This is a genomic window from Streptomyces sp. NPDC089915, assembly GCF_040684675.1.
In the GTDB taxonomy this organism is placed as follows: domain Bacteria; phylum Actinomycetota; class Actinomycetes; order Streptomycetales; family Streptomycetaceae; genus Streptomyces.
Genome location: NZ_JBFBGN010000002.1, coordinates 150,143 through 165,533, shown reverse-complemented (window position 1 = coordinate 165,533; position 15,391 = coordinate 150,143). Strand labels below are relative to the sequence as shown.

At 71.0% G+C, this 15,391-nt stretch carries 18 protein-coding genes; 8 read left to right on the top strand and 10 right to left on the bottom strand.

Annotation, left to right across the window (positions count from 1 at the left end; translation table 11 throughout):
• Positions 1-54: 54 nt before the first annotated feature.
• From AB0O29_RS01645 to AB0O29_RS01635, 3 genes are all read right to left on the bottom strand, one after another.
• The gene (locus tag AB0O29_RS01645; protein ID WP_365144364.1) at positions 55-723 is read right to left on the bottom strand and encodes a helix-turn-helix domain-containing protein; all 669 of its coding nucleotides are present in this window, start codon (positions 721-723) and stop codon (positions 55-57) included.
• 13 nt (positions 724-736) lie between these two features.
• Entirely contained in the window at positions 737-1,015 is a 279-nt protein-coding gene (locus AB0O29_RS01640; RefSeq protein WP_365144362.1) for a hypothetical protein, read from the bottom strand.
• 1,095 nt (positions 1,016-2,110) lie between these two features.
• Entirely contained in the window at positions 2,111-3,319 is a 1,209-nt protein-coding gene (locus AB0O29_RS01635) for a hypothetical protein (protein WP_365144359.1), read from the bottom strand.
• Between the two features lie 795 nt (positions 3,320-4,114).
• Here AB0O29_RS01635 and AB0O29_RS01630 point away from each other — a divergent pair.
• From AB0O29_RS01630 to AB0O29_RS01610, 5 genes are all read left to right on the top strand, one after another.
• Positions 4,115-4,660, top strand: a complete 546-nt coding sequence (locus tag AB0O29_RS01630; protein WP_365144356.1) for a hypothetical protein — start codon at positions 4,115-4,117, stop codon at positions 4,658-4,660.
• A 131-nt stretch (positions 4,661-4,791) separates the two neighbouring features.
• Positions 4,792-5,466: a hypothetical protein gene (locus tag AB0O29_RS01625; protein WP_365144353.1), complete on the top strand. Its 675-nt coding sequence runs from the start codon at positions 4,792-4,794 to the stop codon at positions 5,464-5,466.
• A 9-nt stretch (positions 5,467-5,475) separates the two neighbouring features.
• Entirely contained in the window at positions 5,476-5,778 is a 303-nt protein-coding gene (locus tag AB0O29_RS01620; RefSeq protein WP_365144350.1) for a hypothetical protein, read from the top strand.
• A 105-nt stretch (positions 5,779-5,883) separates the two neighbouring features.
• On the top strand, positions 5,884-6,108 hold the full coding sequence (locus AB0O29_RS01615) for a hypothetical protein (RefSeq protein ID WP_365144347.1): 225 nt from the start codon (positions 5,884-5,886) through the stop codon (positions 6,106-6,108).
• Between the two features lie 129 nt (positions 6,109-6,237).
• Positions 6,238-6,609, top strand: coding sequence for a hypothetical protein (locus tag AB0O29_RS01610; protein WP_365144344.1), 372 nt, complete (start codon positions 6,238-6,240; stop codon positions 6,607-6,609).
• Between the two features lie 39 nt (positions 6,610-6,648).
• Here AB0O29_RS01610 and AB0O29_RS01605 read toward each other — a convergent pair whose 3' ends face one another.
• The gene (locus AB0O29_RS01605) at positions 6,649-7,593 is read right to left on the bottom strand and encodes a hypothetical protein (protein ID WP_365144341.1); all 945 of its coding nucleotides are present in this window, start codon (positions 7,591-7,593) and stop codon (positions 6,649-6,651) included.
• Entirely contained in the window at positions 7,563-8,120 is a 558-nt protein-coding gene (locus AB0O29_RS01600) for a hypothetical protein (protein ID WP_365144338.1), read from the bottom strand. Before AB0O29_RS01600 ends, AB0O29_RS01605 begins: the two co-directional genes overlap by 31 nt.
• A 145-nt stretch (positions 8,121-8,265) precedes the next feature.
• Between AB0O29_RS01600 and AB0O29_RS01595 the strand changes: the two genes are divergently transcribed.
• Positions 8,266-8,490 (top strand): hypothetical protein, encoded by a 225-nt coding sequence (locus AB0O29_RS01595; protein WP_365144335.1) that lies wholly within the window; start codon positions 8,266-8,268, stop codon positions 8,488-8,490.
• A 17-nt stretch (positions 8,491-8,507) separates the two neighbouring features.
• On the opposite strand, the gene AB0O29_RS01590 is transcribed toward AB0O29_RS01595, so the two are convergent.
• Complete coding sequence (locus tag AB0O29_RS01590; protein ID WP_365144332.1) at positions 8,508-8,876, bottom strand: hypothetical protein; 369 nt, start codon at positions 8,874-8,876, stop codon at positions 8,508-8,510.
• Positions 8,877-9,332: 456 nt separating this feature from the next.
• On the opposite strand from AB0O29_RS01590, the gene AB0O29_RS01585 reads away from it, so the two are divergent.
• Positions 9,333-11,519 (top strand): serine/threonine-protein kinase, encoded by a 2,187-nt coding sequence (locus AB0O29_RS01585; protein ID WP_365144329.1) that lies wholly within the window; start codon positions 9,333-9,335, stop codon positions 11,517-11,519.
• 430 nt (positions 11,520-11,949) lie between these two features.
• Positions 11,950-12,957 (top strand): hypothetical protein, encoded by a 1,008-nt coding sequence (locus tag AB0O29_RS01580; protein WP_365144327.1) that lies wholly within the window; start codon positions 11,950-11,952, stop codon positions 12,955-12,957.
• Positions 12,958-13,000: 43 nt separating this feature from the next.
• Here the strand turns inward: AB0O29_RS01580 and AB0O29_RS01575 are convergent, their stop codons facing one another.
• From AB0O29_RS01575 to AB0O29_RS01560, 4 genes are read right to left on the bottom strand one after another with little or no spacing between them, the layout of a single operon-like run.
• A complete protein-coding gene (locus AB0O29_RS01575) occupies positions 13,001-13,282 on the bottom strand; it encodes a hypothetical protein (RefSeq protein ID WP_365144325.1) in 282 nt (93 codons plus the stop codon).
• A gap of 20 nt (positions 13,283-13,302) precedes the next feature.
• Positions 13,303-13,821 (bottom strand): hypothetical protein, encoded by a 519-nt coding sequence (locus AB0O29_RS01570; RefSeq protein WP_365144322.1) that lies wholly within the window; start codon positions 13,819-13,821, stop codon positions 13,303-13,305.
• On the bottom strand, positions 13,818-14,492 hold the full coding sequence (locus tag AB0O29_RS01565) for a hypothetical protein (protein WP_365144319.1): 675 nt from the start codon (positions 14,490-14,492) through the stop codon (positions 13,818-13,820). Before AB0O29_RS01565 ends, AB0O29_RS01570 begins: the two co-directional genes overlap by 4 nt.
• Positions 14,489-15,364, bottom strand: coding sequence for a hypothetical protein (locus tag AB0O29_RS01560; RefSeq protein WP_365144316.1), 876 nt, complete (start codon positions 15,362-15,364; stop codon positions 14,489-14,491). The genes AB0O29_RS01565 and AB0O29_RS01560 overlap by 4 nt, the downstream gene beginning before the upstream one ends.
• Positions 15,365-15,391 lie beyond the last annotated feature (27 nt).

The following is a 15,391-nucleotide window of genomic DNA, read 5'->3' as shown; positions in this document are numbered from 1 at the left end:
GCGCCGGCCCAGGGCCAACGCCCCTCCCTCACAGAGATCACGCTTCGGGTTCAGCTACGTCGGATGATGCATCCGACGCAATTCCGCCCAGTTTCCACTACCGCCGTTCTCAACGTCCGACCACGTGATGGCGAGTGCGGTCTCCAGCTCCGTCGACGTCCGGGTCCGTGGGCTGGTGATCCGGGTAAAGGCGTCCGCCCAGAGCCGCAGCAGGCCGGGGCCGACCTCGCAGGCGGTCAGGAAGGCCACGCACTGCTGGCGGCTGGCCGGCAGCGCCTGCCGGTTGATGATCCTGGCCGCCGAGCTGACCGGCAGCAGGTGCGCACCGCCCGCCAGGGCCTGGAGCCGGCGCAGGGACGGTGCGCCGGCCCTTTCGTAGAAGAACTGCAGCGCCTCGCTCAAGTCACCCCGGGTGGTGGCGAGCTCGGGCGCAGCCGGTCGGCGCAGCTGCGGCAGGCGTCCGCGCCCGGCGATCCGTGCCTGCCTCCACAGCTTGAGGACCGCGTCGGATCCGCCGCAGGCCTCGCTGATCGCGGTGACGCTCTCCCGGGACGGCAGGGTCCTGCCCGCGAGGGCGCGCTTGAGGGCGGTCGGCGAGAGCCCGGTCTTCACCGCGAGCTCGTCGTAGGTCAGCCCCGCTCCGGCGCGCAGTTCGCGCAGGGCGGTGGCCAGGGCGGCGAAGGCCGGCACGGCGCGGTCGACGGGGAGTTCACGGCGTCCCATGTCCGCGCCCCCTCTATCGGCCGGCCTGGAGGGCGCCGCGGACGGCGGCGGCCACGACGCCGCGCCCGCTCGGGGTGAGGGTGAAGACGGTCAGCATGCCGATCCCGGCCGCGCCGCCCAGGAGCTGGAAGATCTCCGTCATCTGCATCTTCCCGTACAGGCGCAGCACCACGGCGAGGACCAGGACCACGCACACGACCGCCGCCTGCGGCATCGTCATCGCGGCCACCGTGCCGGGCCGGGGAGCCGTGCCCGCGCGCCGTCCCCGCGGACGGCCGTTCTCCAGTTCCATACGGACCTCCTCGTCTGTGAGCACGGGGGAAGCCCGGCTCTCATCGGGTGGGGGGAGGGGGCACACGGGTGTGCCCCCTCCCCGCTGGTGACTTCGCGCCAAGTGGCGTATTCCCGGGGGCGATTGCAGTCGCCGGTTCCCGGGAGCACCAGGATGGCAGCACCGGCTCGCACGACCTAAGCCGTACCAGGCCCGCCTCATCCCGAATGCGTGGAATGCCGGTTGATTCGTCCGCTGGCGTCCAAGGCCTGACAGGCATTCACGCACCTCGCTCAGAAGGCCTCTGACCTGCCATGATCCTCAGGCCGGGGTCCGTCGGCAGTTCCGCCCGCGCCTCACAACCCTGCAGAACGCCTACGGTTCCCCGCAGTCTTGCTGCATCCCCGGCCCATTCGTCCGAGTCCGTCCAAGCACCGGTTGCACTGCTGGGATCCGGCAGGGCACCGTGGGGTGCAGAACCGGCCGGGAAACCGGCAGGACCCCTCGAATGCTGGTGACTTCGCAGACAGGGACCCCGCGGCACCGCGTTGCAGCGCGCGTACCGCACACGCAGGGCCGACCCCTCTCCCGGGGCCGGCCCTGCCGTATTTCCCCCGCCCCGCTCCGGCAGAGGTCCGCTAACCGGTTAGCGGACCTCCCCAACTCGCGGTGCGGGCCAGGCATGGCCCTGACCTGGGACGTTCCCATATATGGGACACGTCTATCACCAGGGGCGGCACGGTTCCCACATCCGGGAACCCCCCGGCCGGGGCGCAGTGGTGCCGGGTTCGGCGGTGGCCGGCCCGGCGGCGGGCGTGGAGTGGGCGCGGGAAGGGGCAGGTCAGCGTCCACGAGCCGGTCGGCTATCCGTTACCGGGCCCCGGGAGGGGCGCTTCCATAGAGGGAACCGCTCTTACGGTGGGAGCGCTCCCGTATCCACGGGTGGAAGCGGACCTGCTGGTGCGCCCGGTCTCACGGGCCGTAGGAGACCCCGGGGGGCCGCCTCTTTCCATCATCCCTCCGTGACGGGACTGACGGGAGCGGAGTACGGCCTCGTGTCCACGACGCGGTCGCCGCGACGGCAGGGGCGGCCGTGCGCCGGATGAGGCACCACCGTCACCGCGCGCGGCTCCTGCCGGTGGAGGGCCCGGCCTGCCGGCGGTGCGGGGCGACGGCCGCCGCGGCGGGCGCGGCCTGGCCGGGAGCGGCGCCGGCGCCGGTGGTGGTGGAACGGGAGCGGGCGGCGGCAACGGAGACAGTGGGGCCGTCGGGGACCGGGACGCCGGGCGGGGTGGTCAGGGCGCGCAGGGTCGCGCCGACCAGGCGGCGTGTGATGTCGGCGGACGAGCCCTGCCGCCAGGCGATGTTGTCCCTCAGTCCGGCCTTCAGGCGGTCGCGCAGTCCCTGCTCTCCTTCCGGGCCGCGGGCGACGTCGGCCATGCGGGCCGCGAGCAGGGGCCAGGCCCGGGTCGCAACCAGCAGGGCCGTGTCCCGCTCGGAGCCGATCTGCTCCTTCGTGATCGTCACCAGCCGGCTGTTCGCCGCCGATGAGACGCCGAGCCGCTCAAGTGCGGCGGACCGGTCGGACAGGTCCAGGTCGTTCGGGACGGTCAGGCCCTCGGTCAACGGCCCCCACACCGAACGGGCGTCCGCGCTCGCCGCCACCGGCTTCCGGGCCGCGGCCGGACCGGGAGCGGCAGGGGCGGGCGCGGGCGCGGGCCGTGCGGCGGGCACCCCGGACGCGGCCGCGGGGCCGGCTGCCGGAGCGGCGGCGCCCTGCTGGGCCAGGAGGGCGGCGACCGCCCGGTCGACGCCGACGCCCTGGCCGTGCGCGGCCGTCAGGAAGCCGGCGACGTCGACACCTTGCCGGTCGAGGAGGGCCATCTTGGCGGCCATGTCCGGCCAGGCCGGGGAGGCCAGGATCGCGTCGCGGACCAGACCCTCGGGCATCGTCTTCTTGAGGAGGTCGGCCCACCGGTCGGTGCCCGCCGCGCTGATCCGGGCCTGGTTGGCCTCGACCGCCCGGTAGACGCTCTGGGTGACCTGCCCGACCTGGGGGAGGAACGCGCTCAGGTCGACTCCGGCTTTCTGCAGCAGCACCAGCTGGCCGGCCATGGCCGGCCAGCCCGGATCCGCCATCAGCCCCTCCAGCACCCCCCGGTCGAGGAGCGGGCGCAGTGCGTCGGCGGCCCAGCCCGGGGCGAGCTTCTCCTCCGCCTCGGCGAGTTCTTCCTCCTGGCCCTGGCGGAGTTTCTGGGCGGCGCGGCGTACGGCGTCGGAGATCGTCAGCATCAGCCGGAAGGCGATCGCGGCCGTCTGCGCCACCTCGCCGAGCGCCTCGGACCGAGCAGATCGCCGCCCTGGAGGCGACCGTCACCGACTACGGCCGGTTCCTCGGCGCCGTCCGCGAACTCCTCGGCGGCGGCTGGCCGTGCGCCTCGCAGATCACCGCCCACCCCGTCCTCCAGGACCTCATCCCCACGGCCGAGGGCGACGACGACCGGCGCATCGGTCACCGCGCCCTCGGCCGCCGGATCCTGCGCCCCCACGTCGGCCGGACCTTCACCGGCCTGCGGGTCGAGGAGCGGTGGGACGCCCACGCGAAGGCGTACCTGTACCGGGTCGTCTGCCGGTCCGCGGAACGCCTCGCGGCCGCCGGTAGAGGAGTTTCAGCCACGTTGCGGCGCAGAGTGACCCAGTGGCAATCCGTGCCGCTACCGGCGCGTAGTCTGCCGGAGGTCCGTCGTGAGGCCGCCGACCGGCGCGCCCAACGGCTGCGGGTAGAGCGGGCAGAAGACAGCCCTGGCCCCGACTACGGTGCGGCCCTCGCAGCCCTGGCCCGGATGACCCCGGCCCGGCAGTAGCAGCCCAACTCCCAGATGCGGCCCCGCCGGCCGGTGGGGTCTGACACCCCTGCACGAAACGGATCACGACGTGCCCCACCCCTCTCACGGACAGCAGCAGCCCGGCGGCTGCGGCTGCCCCGGCCCGGTCCCGCCCCCGCAGTGGGGCGGCCAGCCGCCCAAGCCCTGATGGCCCGCCAGGGCAGACAGGCGCCTGCCGGGACCTATCCGGCGGGCGCCTGCACCGACCACCCTACGAACATAGGAGCAGCAGCCCATGACCAGCCCCCAGCCGCCGGCGGGACCCGCGTACGGCTACCCCGGGCCCGTCCCGCCGTCCGTTCCGGAGCCGACCGGCCGCCGGACGTGGGTCGTCCCGGTGATCACCGGAGCCGCCGGTCTCGCCCTCGGGGTCCTCGGGACCCTCGCGGTTACGGCGAGCGGTGACGACGGCCAGGAGCAGCCCGGCGCGGGAGCCTCGCCCACCGGCCCCGCGACGTTCACGCTGACCGGCACGTTCAAGCTCAACGGCTACAGCAATTTCACGACCGACAGCACCGCCGGCGGATGCCGGGGCTCCAGCGGTTACACCGATATCCGCTCCAGCACCCAGGTCACCGTCTACGACGACAAGAACACCGTGATCGGCACGGGAACCCTGGGCAGGGGCGAGTCCGGCACCAGCGGCTGCACCTACTCGATCGGCATCACGAACCTCCCGGCCGACCGACCGTTCTACGCGGTCGAGGTCGGCCGCCGAGGAAAGATCACCGCCACCGCCGCCGAAGCCCAGGGCGGCCAGTGGAAGGCCAGCCTGGGCTAGCGCCCGCCCCGTGGGGTGCCCGCCGGTCGAAGACGGGCACCCCCCATGCTCTCCCACTCGCTCAGCAGTCACCGGCGCCGGTCAGACACGCCCGCGCAGCCGGATCGCACCTCCACCCAGAAAGCACAGCCATGACGCAGAACCAGTACGGCCAGCCCACCCCTCCGCCGACGAAGCCCCCGATGGGCAAGGGGAAGAAGATCGCCCTGGGCTGCGGCGGCAGCCTGGTGGGCGGCCTCGTGCTCCTCATCGCGCTCGGCCTGGCCCTCGGCCCGGCGGACGACACCGATGCAAAGGCGAAGCCCAAGGCCGCGCCGAAGCCGTCCGCCACGCGGCCGGTCGCCACCTTGTCCGGCATCAACCTCACGGCCTGGGCGGCCGCATTGGAAGGCCAGGGGATCAAGTTCGAGTCCAAGGGCGAGCAGTACACGCCGCCCGGCGGCCCCGAGGCGTTCAAGGACTGGAAAGGCAAGAGCCAGCGGAGCACCCAGGAGGGCCTCTACCTGAAGGCCACCGCCATCGCCTATGCCAGCGACGGTGCCGTCATGAACGCCTCCTGCAAGGCTCAGGAGGCCACCGGCCAGGAAACCAAGGTGACCGGCTTCTTCGAGAAGTGCGTCACCGCCCTCGCCGTCCCCGGCATGGATGCCGCGCAGGCCACCGCCTTCGTCAAGGAGAACACCGCCCGGCTGATCGCCGCCGCCTCCACCCCGCCCGCCTACCTGAACACCGAGGGCGTCACCCTGCGGATCGATGACGACGGCCAGGCCGGAGCCGCCCAGCTCACCATCACCGCGAAGCGATAGGAGCAGCGCATGAGCACCGCCGAGTTCGTCTCCGCCGGCGAGCGGAAGAAGGTCACCCGCGAGCAGGTCGAGGCCGCGGCCGCCCGGCTCGTCCCGGCCCACAGCACCACCATGGCCAACCCCGAGTGGTTCGCCCTCGTGGGCCCGAACCTCTACTACGTGGTGACGCTGGTCGAAGAGGCGACCGGGCATCGGCCCTCCGGAGTCAAGACCGCTCGCCTCGCCCTCCACGAGCTGAAGTTCCCCATCCTCTGCTACGCCTGGAACGACAAATTCGTCAACGAGGGCCACCCCTGGCACAGGGGAACCTGAGCAATCACTGAACCCCCGCCAGCCGAAAGCCTGGCGGGGGCTCTTCACATCTCTGCCCGGGTGTGCGCTACTGCGCGGCGGCGCGACCGTCGAAAGGAGTCATGGGTGGCGGCAGCGGACTGGATCAACAGGCACCCCGCCCTTGTCGGAAACTCAATTCTGGGCGCGCTGATCTTGCTGGTCGTGATCGTAGCGAGCGTCGCGCTCGGCGAGGACGCCCCGCTCAACGACCGGCAGCGCTGCGAGGAGTCATCGAGCAGCACCGAGCTGCGCTTTGAAGACTGCAAGACGCTTTTTCCGGGGCAGAGCGGACTCAGCGGCTGGGACTGACCCCAGCGCACGCGCAGGCCCCGCCGGTCACCGACCGGCGGGGCCCTGTCTCACAACCTGGCGGCTGGTGAGCGGCTGCTGATCGCCACCGGTTCCCGACGTGGCATGGCCGGGGTGTGCCGGGACGCGGTGATCGCCTTCGAGGCCGACGGCCTGGATCCGGCGGCGTGCCTCGCCTGGGGGTGGATCGGGCCGGAGGAACTCGCCGCCTACGTGGGCCGCCACGTCAGCGGCTACACGCTGGCGGACAAGGCGGCCGGGCACCTGCGCGCCGTTGCAGAACCGTGGGCGCTGGTCGGCAGCGGCTTCCCCGGCGTGGAGCACGTTCCAGTGCCGGGGCGGTTCTGGGTGGCGTGGCCGACACCGTTCCTGCCGGGCGGGAAGCCGGTGGGCAGACCGGCTCGTGCGGCGGGCCCTTCTCGCACCGGGACCGCCCCACGGTGCGACGCTGTCGAACCCGACAGCGCCGTTGACCCGATCCGCCCCCGACACGCGCCGTAGCGATTGGAGGTCCCCGACTCTCCCTCAGACCGCTTACGGTCAAGGCAAGGTGAGGATGGCGTCCTCCATCCCGGGCCAGCCCAGGGTGATGTCGGCGCGCGAGCAGATCCGCAGCCACGCCTCTACATCGGCGGGCTCTCGCTCGACCCACAGCAGCAGGCGCAGGCCATCATGGTCTCGGAAGTGGTCGGCGTACTCCAGCAGCTGCCCGACCGCCGAGCGGAGCTGGGCCGTGTCCGCGCCCTCAGGGAGGGATTTGACTTCGCACAGGATGAGCCGCTCGCCGTCCAGGCCTGTGAGCACCAGGTCGTAGTCGGGCTCCTCGGGGGCCGGCGAGCGGGGCACGAACCCGCGAACTTCGGCGGCGTCGGCGAGCGCGTTCTGCAGCCGCGCGTGGGTGTTGCGGGCGCGCTCGATCAGGGCCGGGTCCGGAGCCACCGGCATCGAGGGGGCGACGGTGCTGTCCGTGCGGGCTTTGCGGTAGGGGACGCCGACGAGCCGCCGCTTCTCGTTCTGGTGGGCGTTGATCAGCGCTTCGACAGGCTCCCGGTTGTCCGCGAGCAGCTGCTGGAACGTCCCGCCGGCCGCTTGAGTGGAGTACCGCGGCAGGGATTTGCGGGGGACGGTGATCTGCCAGTCCACGGCACGGCGGCGCGGGAAGACCGCGCCCTCCGTCTCATCGAACGTGGCCTCGCCGGTGATCTCGCCGATGTACGCGCTGGTGTCGTCGGCGATGACGACCCAATCACCGATCCGGTCCGGGGACAGGAACCGCAACAGCTGTCCGGCCCTCGTCCCGCACGTCGACGGGTCCTTCTTGTAGGCACGGCCCATGGCGGCGCGAACGTCCTCGGGGTCGGCGCCGGGCGCGATAAACCCGGCCTCCCAGTAGTTCGTCGCGCATGTGCTGTTCGCGACCCACGCGGCGGCCTGATTGGCACCCCTGCCGGTGCTCAACACCCATATACCGAACTCGTCCACCATGTCCTCCCCTGACAACTCGTGCCGCGCCGACTCGATCCTTGCAGGCGCAGCACAAGCGATACATGCAGGGGCCTCACCGCCGCCCAGGCCCAGCTGGACACCATGGTCACCACCACGGGCCTGCTGGCGGCCCTCGGCGAAGAGGCGAGGACGGTCGACGAAGAGGCCTTCGAGAAGGGTGCGGCGTACGGGCGCGTGAGCAGCTCCTGGCCGCCCTGCTGGAGGACATCGAAGGCCACGAAGTAGGCCGGCCACTTCGCGGCGAGGGCGGCGGCGCCGCGAGCGCGGGTGGCGGCCCGGCGCTGCAACGCCCCGAACGACAACGCGCCGGCCTCGGTATCCCAGGCGACCAGCTCACCGTCCAGGACGAGGCCGGCGGGAAGCTGCACCTGGGCGGCAGCCACCGGGTCGGGCCAGCGGTCCTGGACCAGCGCACCGCGCCAGGGCTGCACCACCACCGCCCCGCCCAGACCGGCCGTAGTGAACAAGATCGCCCGGTGACCGTCGAGCTTCTGCTCATAGGCCACCCCGGCACGGAGCGCGGCCGGGCCCGGCACGGCTTCAGTACCTGTTTCTGAACCCGGAAGCCGCAGGCCAGCCCGCCAGTGTCCGGATCGCGAAGTTCGCGGAAGCGTTTGCCGAACGGTCACTGTGACCGTTCGGCAAACGGAAGTGCAGGGGCGTGTGGAGCGGGCGGAACGTTCCCCACCGGGAACTCGGCCTGGAGGTTGGGCGGGGAAGGTCGGTGGACCGGACCACGAGGACCTCGGCCAGGACCAGCACATCCCGAGCCCGCCCCGTTTCTGCGACCCCGAGCCGGCACTGCGCCAGGCGCTGGCCGACCGGTCCACCGAGTACGGACAGATCAGCCTGCCCGCCAACTACCTGGCCGAGTAGCGCGCGCTGTTGGCGGCTCAGTTGGCCGGGCCGCACACCTCTGCGCTGAAGGGCCCCCACAAACACGCCTTCAGGGATACGCCCGGGCCGTCGTACACCCAGGGCGACTGGCTGGGGCTGGTGGTCGGGCCGTACGCCCACCCGCCGGTGCTCAAGTTCCTGATGCCGAACTCACAGCCATTGGGGGCGGCGGTCGGATCGATCGCCATGTAGTCGTGGCCACTGTGGAGTTCGACCTTCTCTAACGCGGTGCAGCCGCCGCTGCGGATAAACCAGGAGCCCTCGGCGGCCTGCGCCGAGGTCGCGCTCCCCACTCCGATCACGCCCATCGCCACCATGGCGAGCGCGGCGGCCGAGGCACGCTTCCCGGTCCTGGTGAATCGCATGGAATCCTCCGGTTCGTCGGTCCCGCCCCGAGCTGGCGCCCGGGGCGCACCCCAAGTCCAGCAGCCGACAGCACGGAGCACAACTGATCGAGCGGAATCCGGACGGTCCTGGACACCGGCCCCCGCATGACCACTCCACCATTCGGCTGGCGGGCCGGGTCGCTGACATAGCTCTTGCATCTTCGACGCGAGGTCTGTCGGGCTCACGTCTCGGGATTGTCTTGGGGGAGGCCGGAGCGCTGCAGCGTCTCCATCAGGTGGGCTGCGTGCTCGGGGTGGTGTCGGGGGTTCAGAAACAGGCACTCAACGGCGGCCGAACGCGGCCGACCCGCGACAGCGTCCACGCGCTCGACCTTGCTCTTCGGTGGGCATCGACGGAAGATTCTTCAGCTGCCCGGTGCTGCGTCTGGGTGGGCTCTGCGGGCAGGGGTGGCCCGCGATGACGTGGGGGGTGTTGTGGAGGCGGGGAAGCGTCTTGCCGACCGGTACAAGCTGGTCGAGCGGCTGGGGCAGGGCGGCATGGGCCAGGTGTGGCGGGCCTTCGACGAGCATCTCCAACGCGTGGTCGCCGTGAAGATCCTGCACGATGATCGCGAAGACGCGCGTGCGGTGAGTCGCTTCCGCAGAGAGGCCATGATCGGGGCCCGGCTGCACCATCCCGGGATCACGGTGGTGCACGACGTCGGGCGTGAGGCGGGACGGCTGTTCATCGTGATGGAACTTCTCGACGGCCGCGACCTGGCCGCCCTGCTCGCCGAGTCACCGGACGGGTTACCCATCGCGGACGCCATCAGCCTGGCGCTCCAGATCATCGACGCTCTCGCCGCGGCCCACGACCAGGGCGTCGTGCACCGCGACCTGAAACCGGCGAACGTCTTCCTCCACCAGGGGCGGGTGAAGATCTGCGACTTCGGGATCGCCCGAGCCGTCGACTCCACCGCCGGCCTGACCCTGGACAACCAGTTCCCCGGGACACCCCCGTACATGGCACCCGAACAATGGCGCGGCGAAAGCATCAACGCGCGCTGCGACCTGTACGCCTTCGGATGCCTGCTGTACGCCATGCTCACCGGGACGCCGCCCTTCACCGGCGACCGCTTCGCCCTGATGTACCAGCACTCATACGAGGCGCCCGTCCCGCCGCGGATGCTCCGTCCTGAGATCCCGCAACCCCTCGAAACACTCGTTCTGGCACTCCTTGAGAAGGCTGCTCAGGACCGACCAGCCGACGCCCACACAGTGCGCGAGACGCTGGCGGCTGCCGCTCGCGTCCCGGAGCCCGACACCGCCTCCCAGGGGTCGGTGCCCAGTGGGGCCACGTTCGTAGACGAACTCCTCCAACAGGCAAAGACAGCCGCTGAAAGCGATCCCGTCAGAGCGCGAGACCTGGGTGCCGCCATCATCGAAGTCGCCACGCACTCCCTAGGCTCTGACCACTACAGCACCCTCACGGCCCGCCTCAATCACGCCGTGTGGGTGGCGCTCACCGGCGACCCGGCGACCGCACGCGACCTGGAGGCAGCCCTCGGACCCGACCTCACCCGCGCCCTCGGACCCGACCACCGCGACACCCTTGCAGCCTGTCTCAACCACGCCCTGTGGGTCGGCGAGGCAGGCGACCCGGCGAGCGCACGCGACCTGAGCGCAGCTCTCATCCCGGACCTCACCCGCGCCCTCGGACCCGACCACCCCAGCACCCTCACCAATCGTCGCAACCACGCTTGGTGGGTCGGCGAGGCCGGCGACCCGGCAACCGCACGCGACCTCTACGAAGCCCTCATCCCGGACCTCACCCGCGCCCTCGGACCCGACCACCCCAGCACCCTCGCTGCCCGTCTCAACCACGCCAGGCGGGTCGGCGAAGCCGGCGACCCGGCAACCGCACGCGACCTGAGCGCAGCCCTCATCCCGGACCTCACCCGCGCCCTCGGACCCGACCACACCAACACCATCGCCGCCCGCAGCAACCGCGCCGCGTGGGTCGGCCACGCCGGCGACCCGGCAACCGCACGCGACCTGAGCGCAGCCCTCATCCCGGACCTCACCCGCGCCCTCGGACCCGACCACCCCGACACACTCTCGGAACGCGGCAACCACGCCGTGTGGGTCCGCCAGGCCGGAGACGCGACAGCCGCACGCGACCTGGGCGAAGCTCTCATCGCCGACGACTTGCGCGTGCTCGGACCCGACCATCCCCTCACCCTCACAGCCCGCCGCAACCACGCCGCGTGGGTCGGCCACGCCGGTGACCCGGCAGCCGAACGCGACCTGGGCGCAGCCCTCATCCCAGACGACACGCGCGTCCTCGGCCTCGACCACGACAACTCCCTCGCAGCCCGCCTCAACCACGCCTGGAATGTCGGAGTCACCGGCAACCCCTCAGCCGCGCGCGACCTGGGCGCAGCCCTCATCCAGGATCTCACCCGCGCCCTCGGACCCGACCACCCCGACACCCTCACAGCCCGCAACCACCAAGCCTGGTGGGTCGGTGGAGCCGGCGACCCGGCAGCCGCGCGCGACCTCTACGCGGCTCTTGTCTCCGACTGCACCCGAATCCTCGGAGCGGAGCACACCGACACGATCGCCTTCCAGAAAAACCAGGCCTACTGGGCGCAGGAAGCCGCCCGAGTTCAGGGATTGTAGGGCGGCGTCGAGCGTCGCCCCACGCAGAAGAAGGTGGCGCGCTTCGGTGGTCGTTCGGGCCGCCGCACGGGTGATGGGGTGCACCTTCCCGTGCTCGCCCTCGGTGTCTTTCCCGTTCTCGCGGCACCGGCCGTGCGCTCAGCACCTGCTGGGAGGGCGGCAGGTCCTGCCCCAGCCAGCCCTGCTCGTTCGCCACACCGGTGGACTGGTGTTCGCAGTGTCGCGTACCGCGTGTCGCTTGCCAGCGGGTCAGCTCGCGAGGTGGAATGCGGATCGGTCTCAAGGAGACCGTGCCCCGGCGTCCGCCCGACCTTGAGGACGTCCTCAGCGGGGGCAGAAGTGGGCTCCGCCCACGCCGGCTGACTGCCATTGTCCGAGCCCGCGACCCGTCGCGAGCCGGTGTCGGGACGGGTCGACGGCCGAGGTACGCATGGCCACCACCGCGCTACAGCGTGATGCCGAACGGCTCGCCCTCTACACCGGTCTCCCCTACCAGAGCACTCACCAGATCGCCGGAGCGATCCGGCGCAGGGCCGCGGTGATTCCCCGGCCTTCCCCGCAGCAGGAGCTGCTGGAGCGCTGGCTGCTTCGCCGCGTCGCCTGGCCGATGTACGACCCGGTCCGTCCGTGGGGCATCACCTGGGTGCGTCCCGAAGCCGACGGTCTGACTGTCCACTTCGAGGGCGACTACTTGGCTGGTGAGCTGGCCGGCCTGCTTCCTCCCCGGTTCACCGCCGACGGCCTGTTCTACGGCATTCCTGGTGCACGCTTCTTCCCTGCCTCGAAGAAGGGGGTCGAGATGATCCTGCCGGGGACATCCGCCCGGATCCGGCTTGCCGGGATCGGTCCCAAGGCGTGGAAGGCCGCGTGGAAGAAGGAACAACACGAAGCGGCGAAGGAGGGCGACGTCCTGTGCCACCTCGGGTCGCCTCGCTCCTGGACACACCGCGAACTGCTCTACGTGGCTGGTGCCGGAATCGGGGCGGTGCCCCGGGCCCGTCGCGCCGAGGCCTCCGCCTGGCTGGCCAGCGCACTGCTCAGGCGGGTGGGCCTGTGGTCTGCCGCCGGGATCGCCCTGTCCAACACGTCCTGGACCAACCCCGAGAACGGTGGGGAGCAGTGGATCATCGAGCACATCCACCAGCCCACCCCCGACTCCCTCCACCACGACGAACTCGTCGGCCTCCTGACCGACCCGGAATGGGGGATGCGCGTCAAGGTCACGGACCGCTGGTGTTCGTGCGCCCGGCAGGGAGAGATGTGCCTCGTCAAGCTGAGGAGCACCCAGGACGAGGCCGGCGAGCTGGAGCTTCGGTTCGCCCGCAGGGACACACCACGCTCCGTGCAGGCGTGGGGTGGCGAGCTGTACGCCGCGAAGACCCTCGCTGCCGTCATCGCTCCCACACGGCTTAGACTCCGGCCAGAATCAGCCAGCTGACAGCGGTCTGCCGCCCCGGACGTTGCCCGGGGCGGCGCATGGGTCAGCCGGGCGTGAAGAAGCCTGTGATCTTGTAGGGCGTGGTCTGGTGCCAGGTCCCGAACGCCATGACCCAGGGCACTCCGGCGCTGTCCACCACGACAAGCCGAGTGTCGGTGCTGGCGAGCGGGCGGTGGAGGGCCATCCGGACCGGGCCTGGGCAGGTTTCCCCGGTTGGGGAGATCGCCCGAAAGACGGCGTCGGTGACCATTCGCCCAACGAGGCGGCCGTCGCGGTGGTAGTGGGCGTGAACCGATTGGAGCACGCCGTCGAGTTCGATTGGCACGGTACGGGGGATCGGGGCGCTCACCGGAGCGGACCGCGGTAGTAGGGGAGGTCAGTCAGGGGGCGATAGGGGATGCCGGCACTGATCCACAGTCGCATGGAGTGGTGTGGGATCACGTGTGCGGTTCCTCGGCCGTCTCTCTGGAGCTGGCCTACCTTCAGGACGACCCGTTCCGAGGTCCCCTTCATGGTCCACAGGTCCAGGAAGATCGGCCGTCGGCAGGATCTGATGGTGCGGCGGTGGTTCTTCCAGCGGAAGGTGACGAGCCCGTTCAGGGATCCGGTGATGGCCAGGCGTCCGGACCGGTAGAGGTGTCGGGCGTCGAAGTTCCAGACCATGTTGCCGTGGTCGAGTTCCCGGCCGCTGATCTCCGTGGCGGACATGCTCTTGTGCTGGACTTCGATGACGCATCCGTCCGGGGTGACCAGGTCGGCGATGTGGGCCCCGCGTGGCTGCTCGCGCTGGAGGACTGGGGCCATGTCCTTCCAGTAGTTGTGCCACTGCATGGAGGACCACAAGGGTTCGCACCAGTCGTTCATGCGGGTGCTCCCGCCGGGGTGAGGTCGAGGCCGAGGGCGTCGGGGTCGAGTCCGAGGGCGGGAAGGTCGTCGATGCCGGCGGCGGGTGCGTTCTTCGCTGCTGCTTTGGCCTCGATCAGCTTCCGGAGCTGTTCGACCAGTACCTGCTTCTCCGCGCGCATCATGCGGCGGACCGTGCGGCTGTCGCGTTCCTGGCCGACCAGGCGCCGGTATTCCGTGTCGATCCCCTGGATCTTCAAGCGGATGTCCTGGATCTTCACCTCGATGAGGTCGAGGGCGAACAGCGGGCGCTGCTGGGGGATCTGCGGGCCGGGGCCGCAGACGGTCGGCTCGGGTCCGCCTGCGGTGTCGCTGCCCTTGTTCGGGGCGTCGTCGGAGGGCTTGGCGGCCTTGGTCTGGTCGGCTCCGTCCGGGTCGTCCGGGGTGCTGATGAGGGCGGCGAGCTTCTCCATCATCTCGGTGTCGAGGGCGACGAGGTGGGGACCGGTGAGGGCGCTGTTGTATTCGATGGCGGACAGGTCGCCGTCGCAGATGCCGGTGAGGAGGATCTCGTTGAAGGCGCTGATGCGGCGGCTGCCGTCGGGGTGCGTGGGGGCGAGGTCCTTGTAGTGGTCGACGATCCACTGGCGGGTGGCTGCGGAGGTGGAGGAGAAGCGGGAGGTGGGGCTCACTGTGCGTCGGCCTTTCGGTTCTCGATCTTGGTGATCCACTCGGAGAGGTGGTGGACGGCTGCGGTGAGTTCGTTGAGGGTGTCTCGGTCGGCGATGTTGAGGATTTGCTCGGGCGGCATGCGGACGACGTGGCGCAGCGTGTGGACGTGGCGTCGGAGTTGGTGCAGGAGTCGTTCGTCGCCGGTTGCGTCGTCCCGCTGTGGGGGGTCGGCGGGGTGCGCAGGTGTGTCGGTGAGGGATGCGCGGAGGCGCAGCTCGGTGAGGGGGTCTTCCTGGAGCGCTTCGCGGAGGAAGGCCGGGTCGGTGACGTGGGCGACTACTGCGGCGCGTACGTCGTCGCGGTCGAGCTGGGCGATGATCCGCGCTGGCGTCAGGCCGGCGCCCGCGTCGACGGTGAGGCGTGCCCCGATGGCCTGGCGGTACTTCTGGGCGGTGACGCGTTCTCCGGTGCGGGCGGCGTCGCCGAGCATCGTCAGGAGGATCTCCCAGCGTTCGGCCGGCGGGCGGCCTGATCCGGCGGTGTCGATGGCTGCTTCGCGGATCACGGAGTAGGAGACGGTCACGCCGGTGGCTGCGACGCGTTCGCGTACGGGGAGGCTGCAGGCTGCTGCGACTTTGCGGTACTCGCGGGCGGACTCCGGCGAGATGCCGATCTCCGACGCGAAGCGGGCGAGGAGTTGTCGGGTGCCGTCGAAGTCAGGGGTGGTGTGGGGGGCGACTTCGAGGAACAGGTCGCCGAGGTCCATCCGGGTCCGGTGTCGCTCTGCTTTCAGGAGGTCGTCACGGCTGACGAGTCTGCGTCCTCGTTCGACCTGTTCAGGGCGGTAGGTGGTGGCGTCCCGGGCTTGAGGCTCGGTCCAGTAGGAGGTCATGGGCCAGGACGGTAGGGGTGCGGAGGG

Bases quoted from the DNA above. Each gene is read 5' to 3' on its own strand.
- AB0O29_RS01590 (WP_365144332.1), bottom strand. From the start codon at position 8,876: ATGCGATTCACCAGGACCGGGAAGCGTGCCTCGGCCGCCGCGCTCGCC.
- AB0O29_RS01620 (WP_365144350.1), top strand. From the start codon at position 5,476: ATGAGCACCGCCGAGTTCGTCTCCGCCGGCGAGCGGAAGAAGGTCACC.
- AB0O29_RS01630 (WP_365144356.1), top strand. From the start codon at position 4,115: ATGACCAGCCCCCAGCCGCCGGCGGGACCCGCGTACGGCTACCCCGGG.
- AB0O29_RS01605 (WP_365144341.1), bottom strand. From the start codon at position 7,593: ATGGTGGACGAGTTCGGTATATGGGTGTTGAGCACCGGCAGGGGTGCC.
- AB0O29_RS01560 (WP_365144316.1), bottom strand. From the start codon at position 15,364: ATGACCTCCTACTGGACCGAGCCTCAAGCCCGGGACGCCACCACCTAC.
- AB0O29_RS01570 (WP_365144322.1), bottom strand. From the start codon at position 13,821: ATGAACGACTGGTGCGAACCCTTGTGGTCCTCCATGCAGTGGCACAAC.
- AB0O29_RS01640 (WP_365144362.1), bottom strand. From the start codon at position 1,015: ATGGAACTGGAGAACGGCCGTCCGCGGGGACGGCGCGCGGGCACGGCT.
- AB0O29_RS01580 (WP_365144327.1), top strand. From the start codon at position 11,950: ATGGCCACCACCGCGCTACAGCGTGATGCCGAACGGCTCGCCCTCTAC.
- AB0O29_RS01645 (WP_365144364.1), bottom strand. From the start codon at position 723: ATGGGACGCCGTGAACTCCCCGTCGACCGCGCCGTGCCGGCCTTCGCC.
- AB0O29_RS01625 (WP_365144353.1), top strand. From the start codon at position 4,792: ATGACGCAGAACCAGTACGGCCAGCCCACCCCTCCGCCGACGAAGCCC.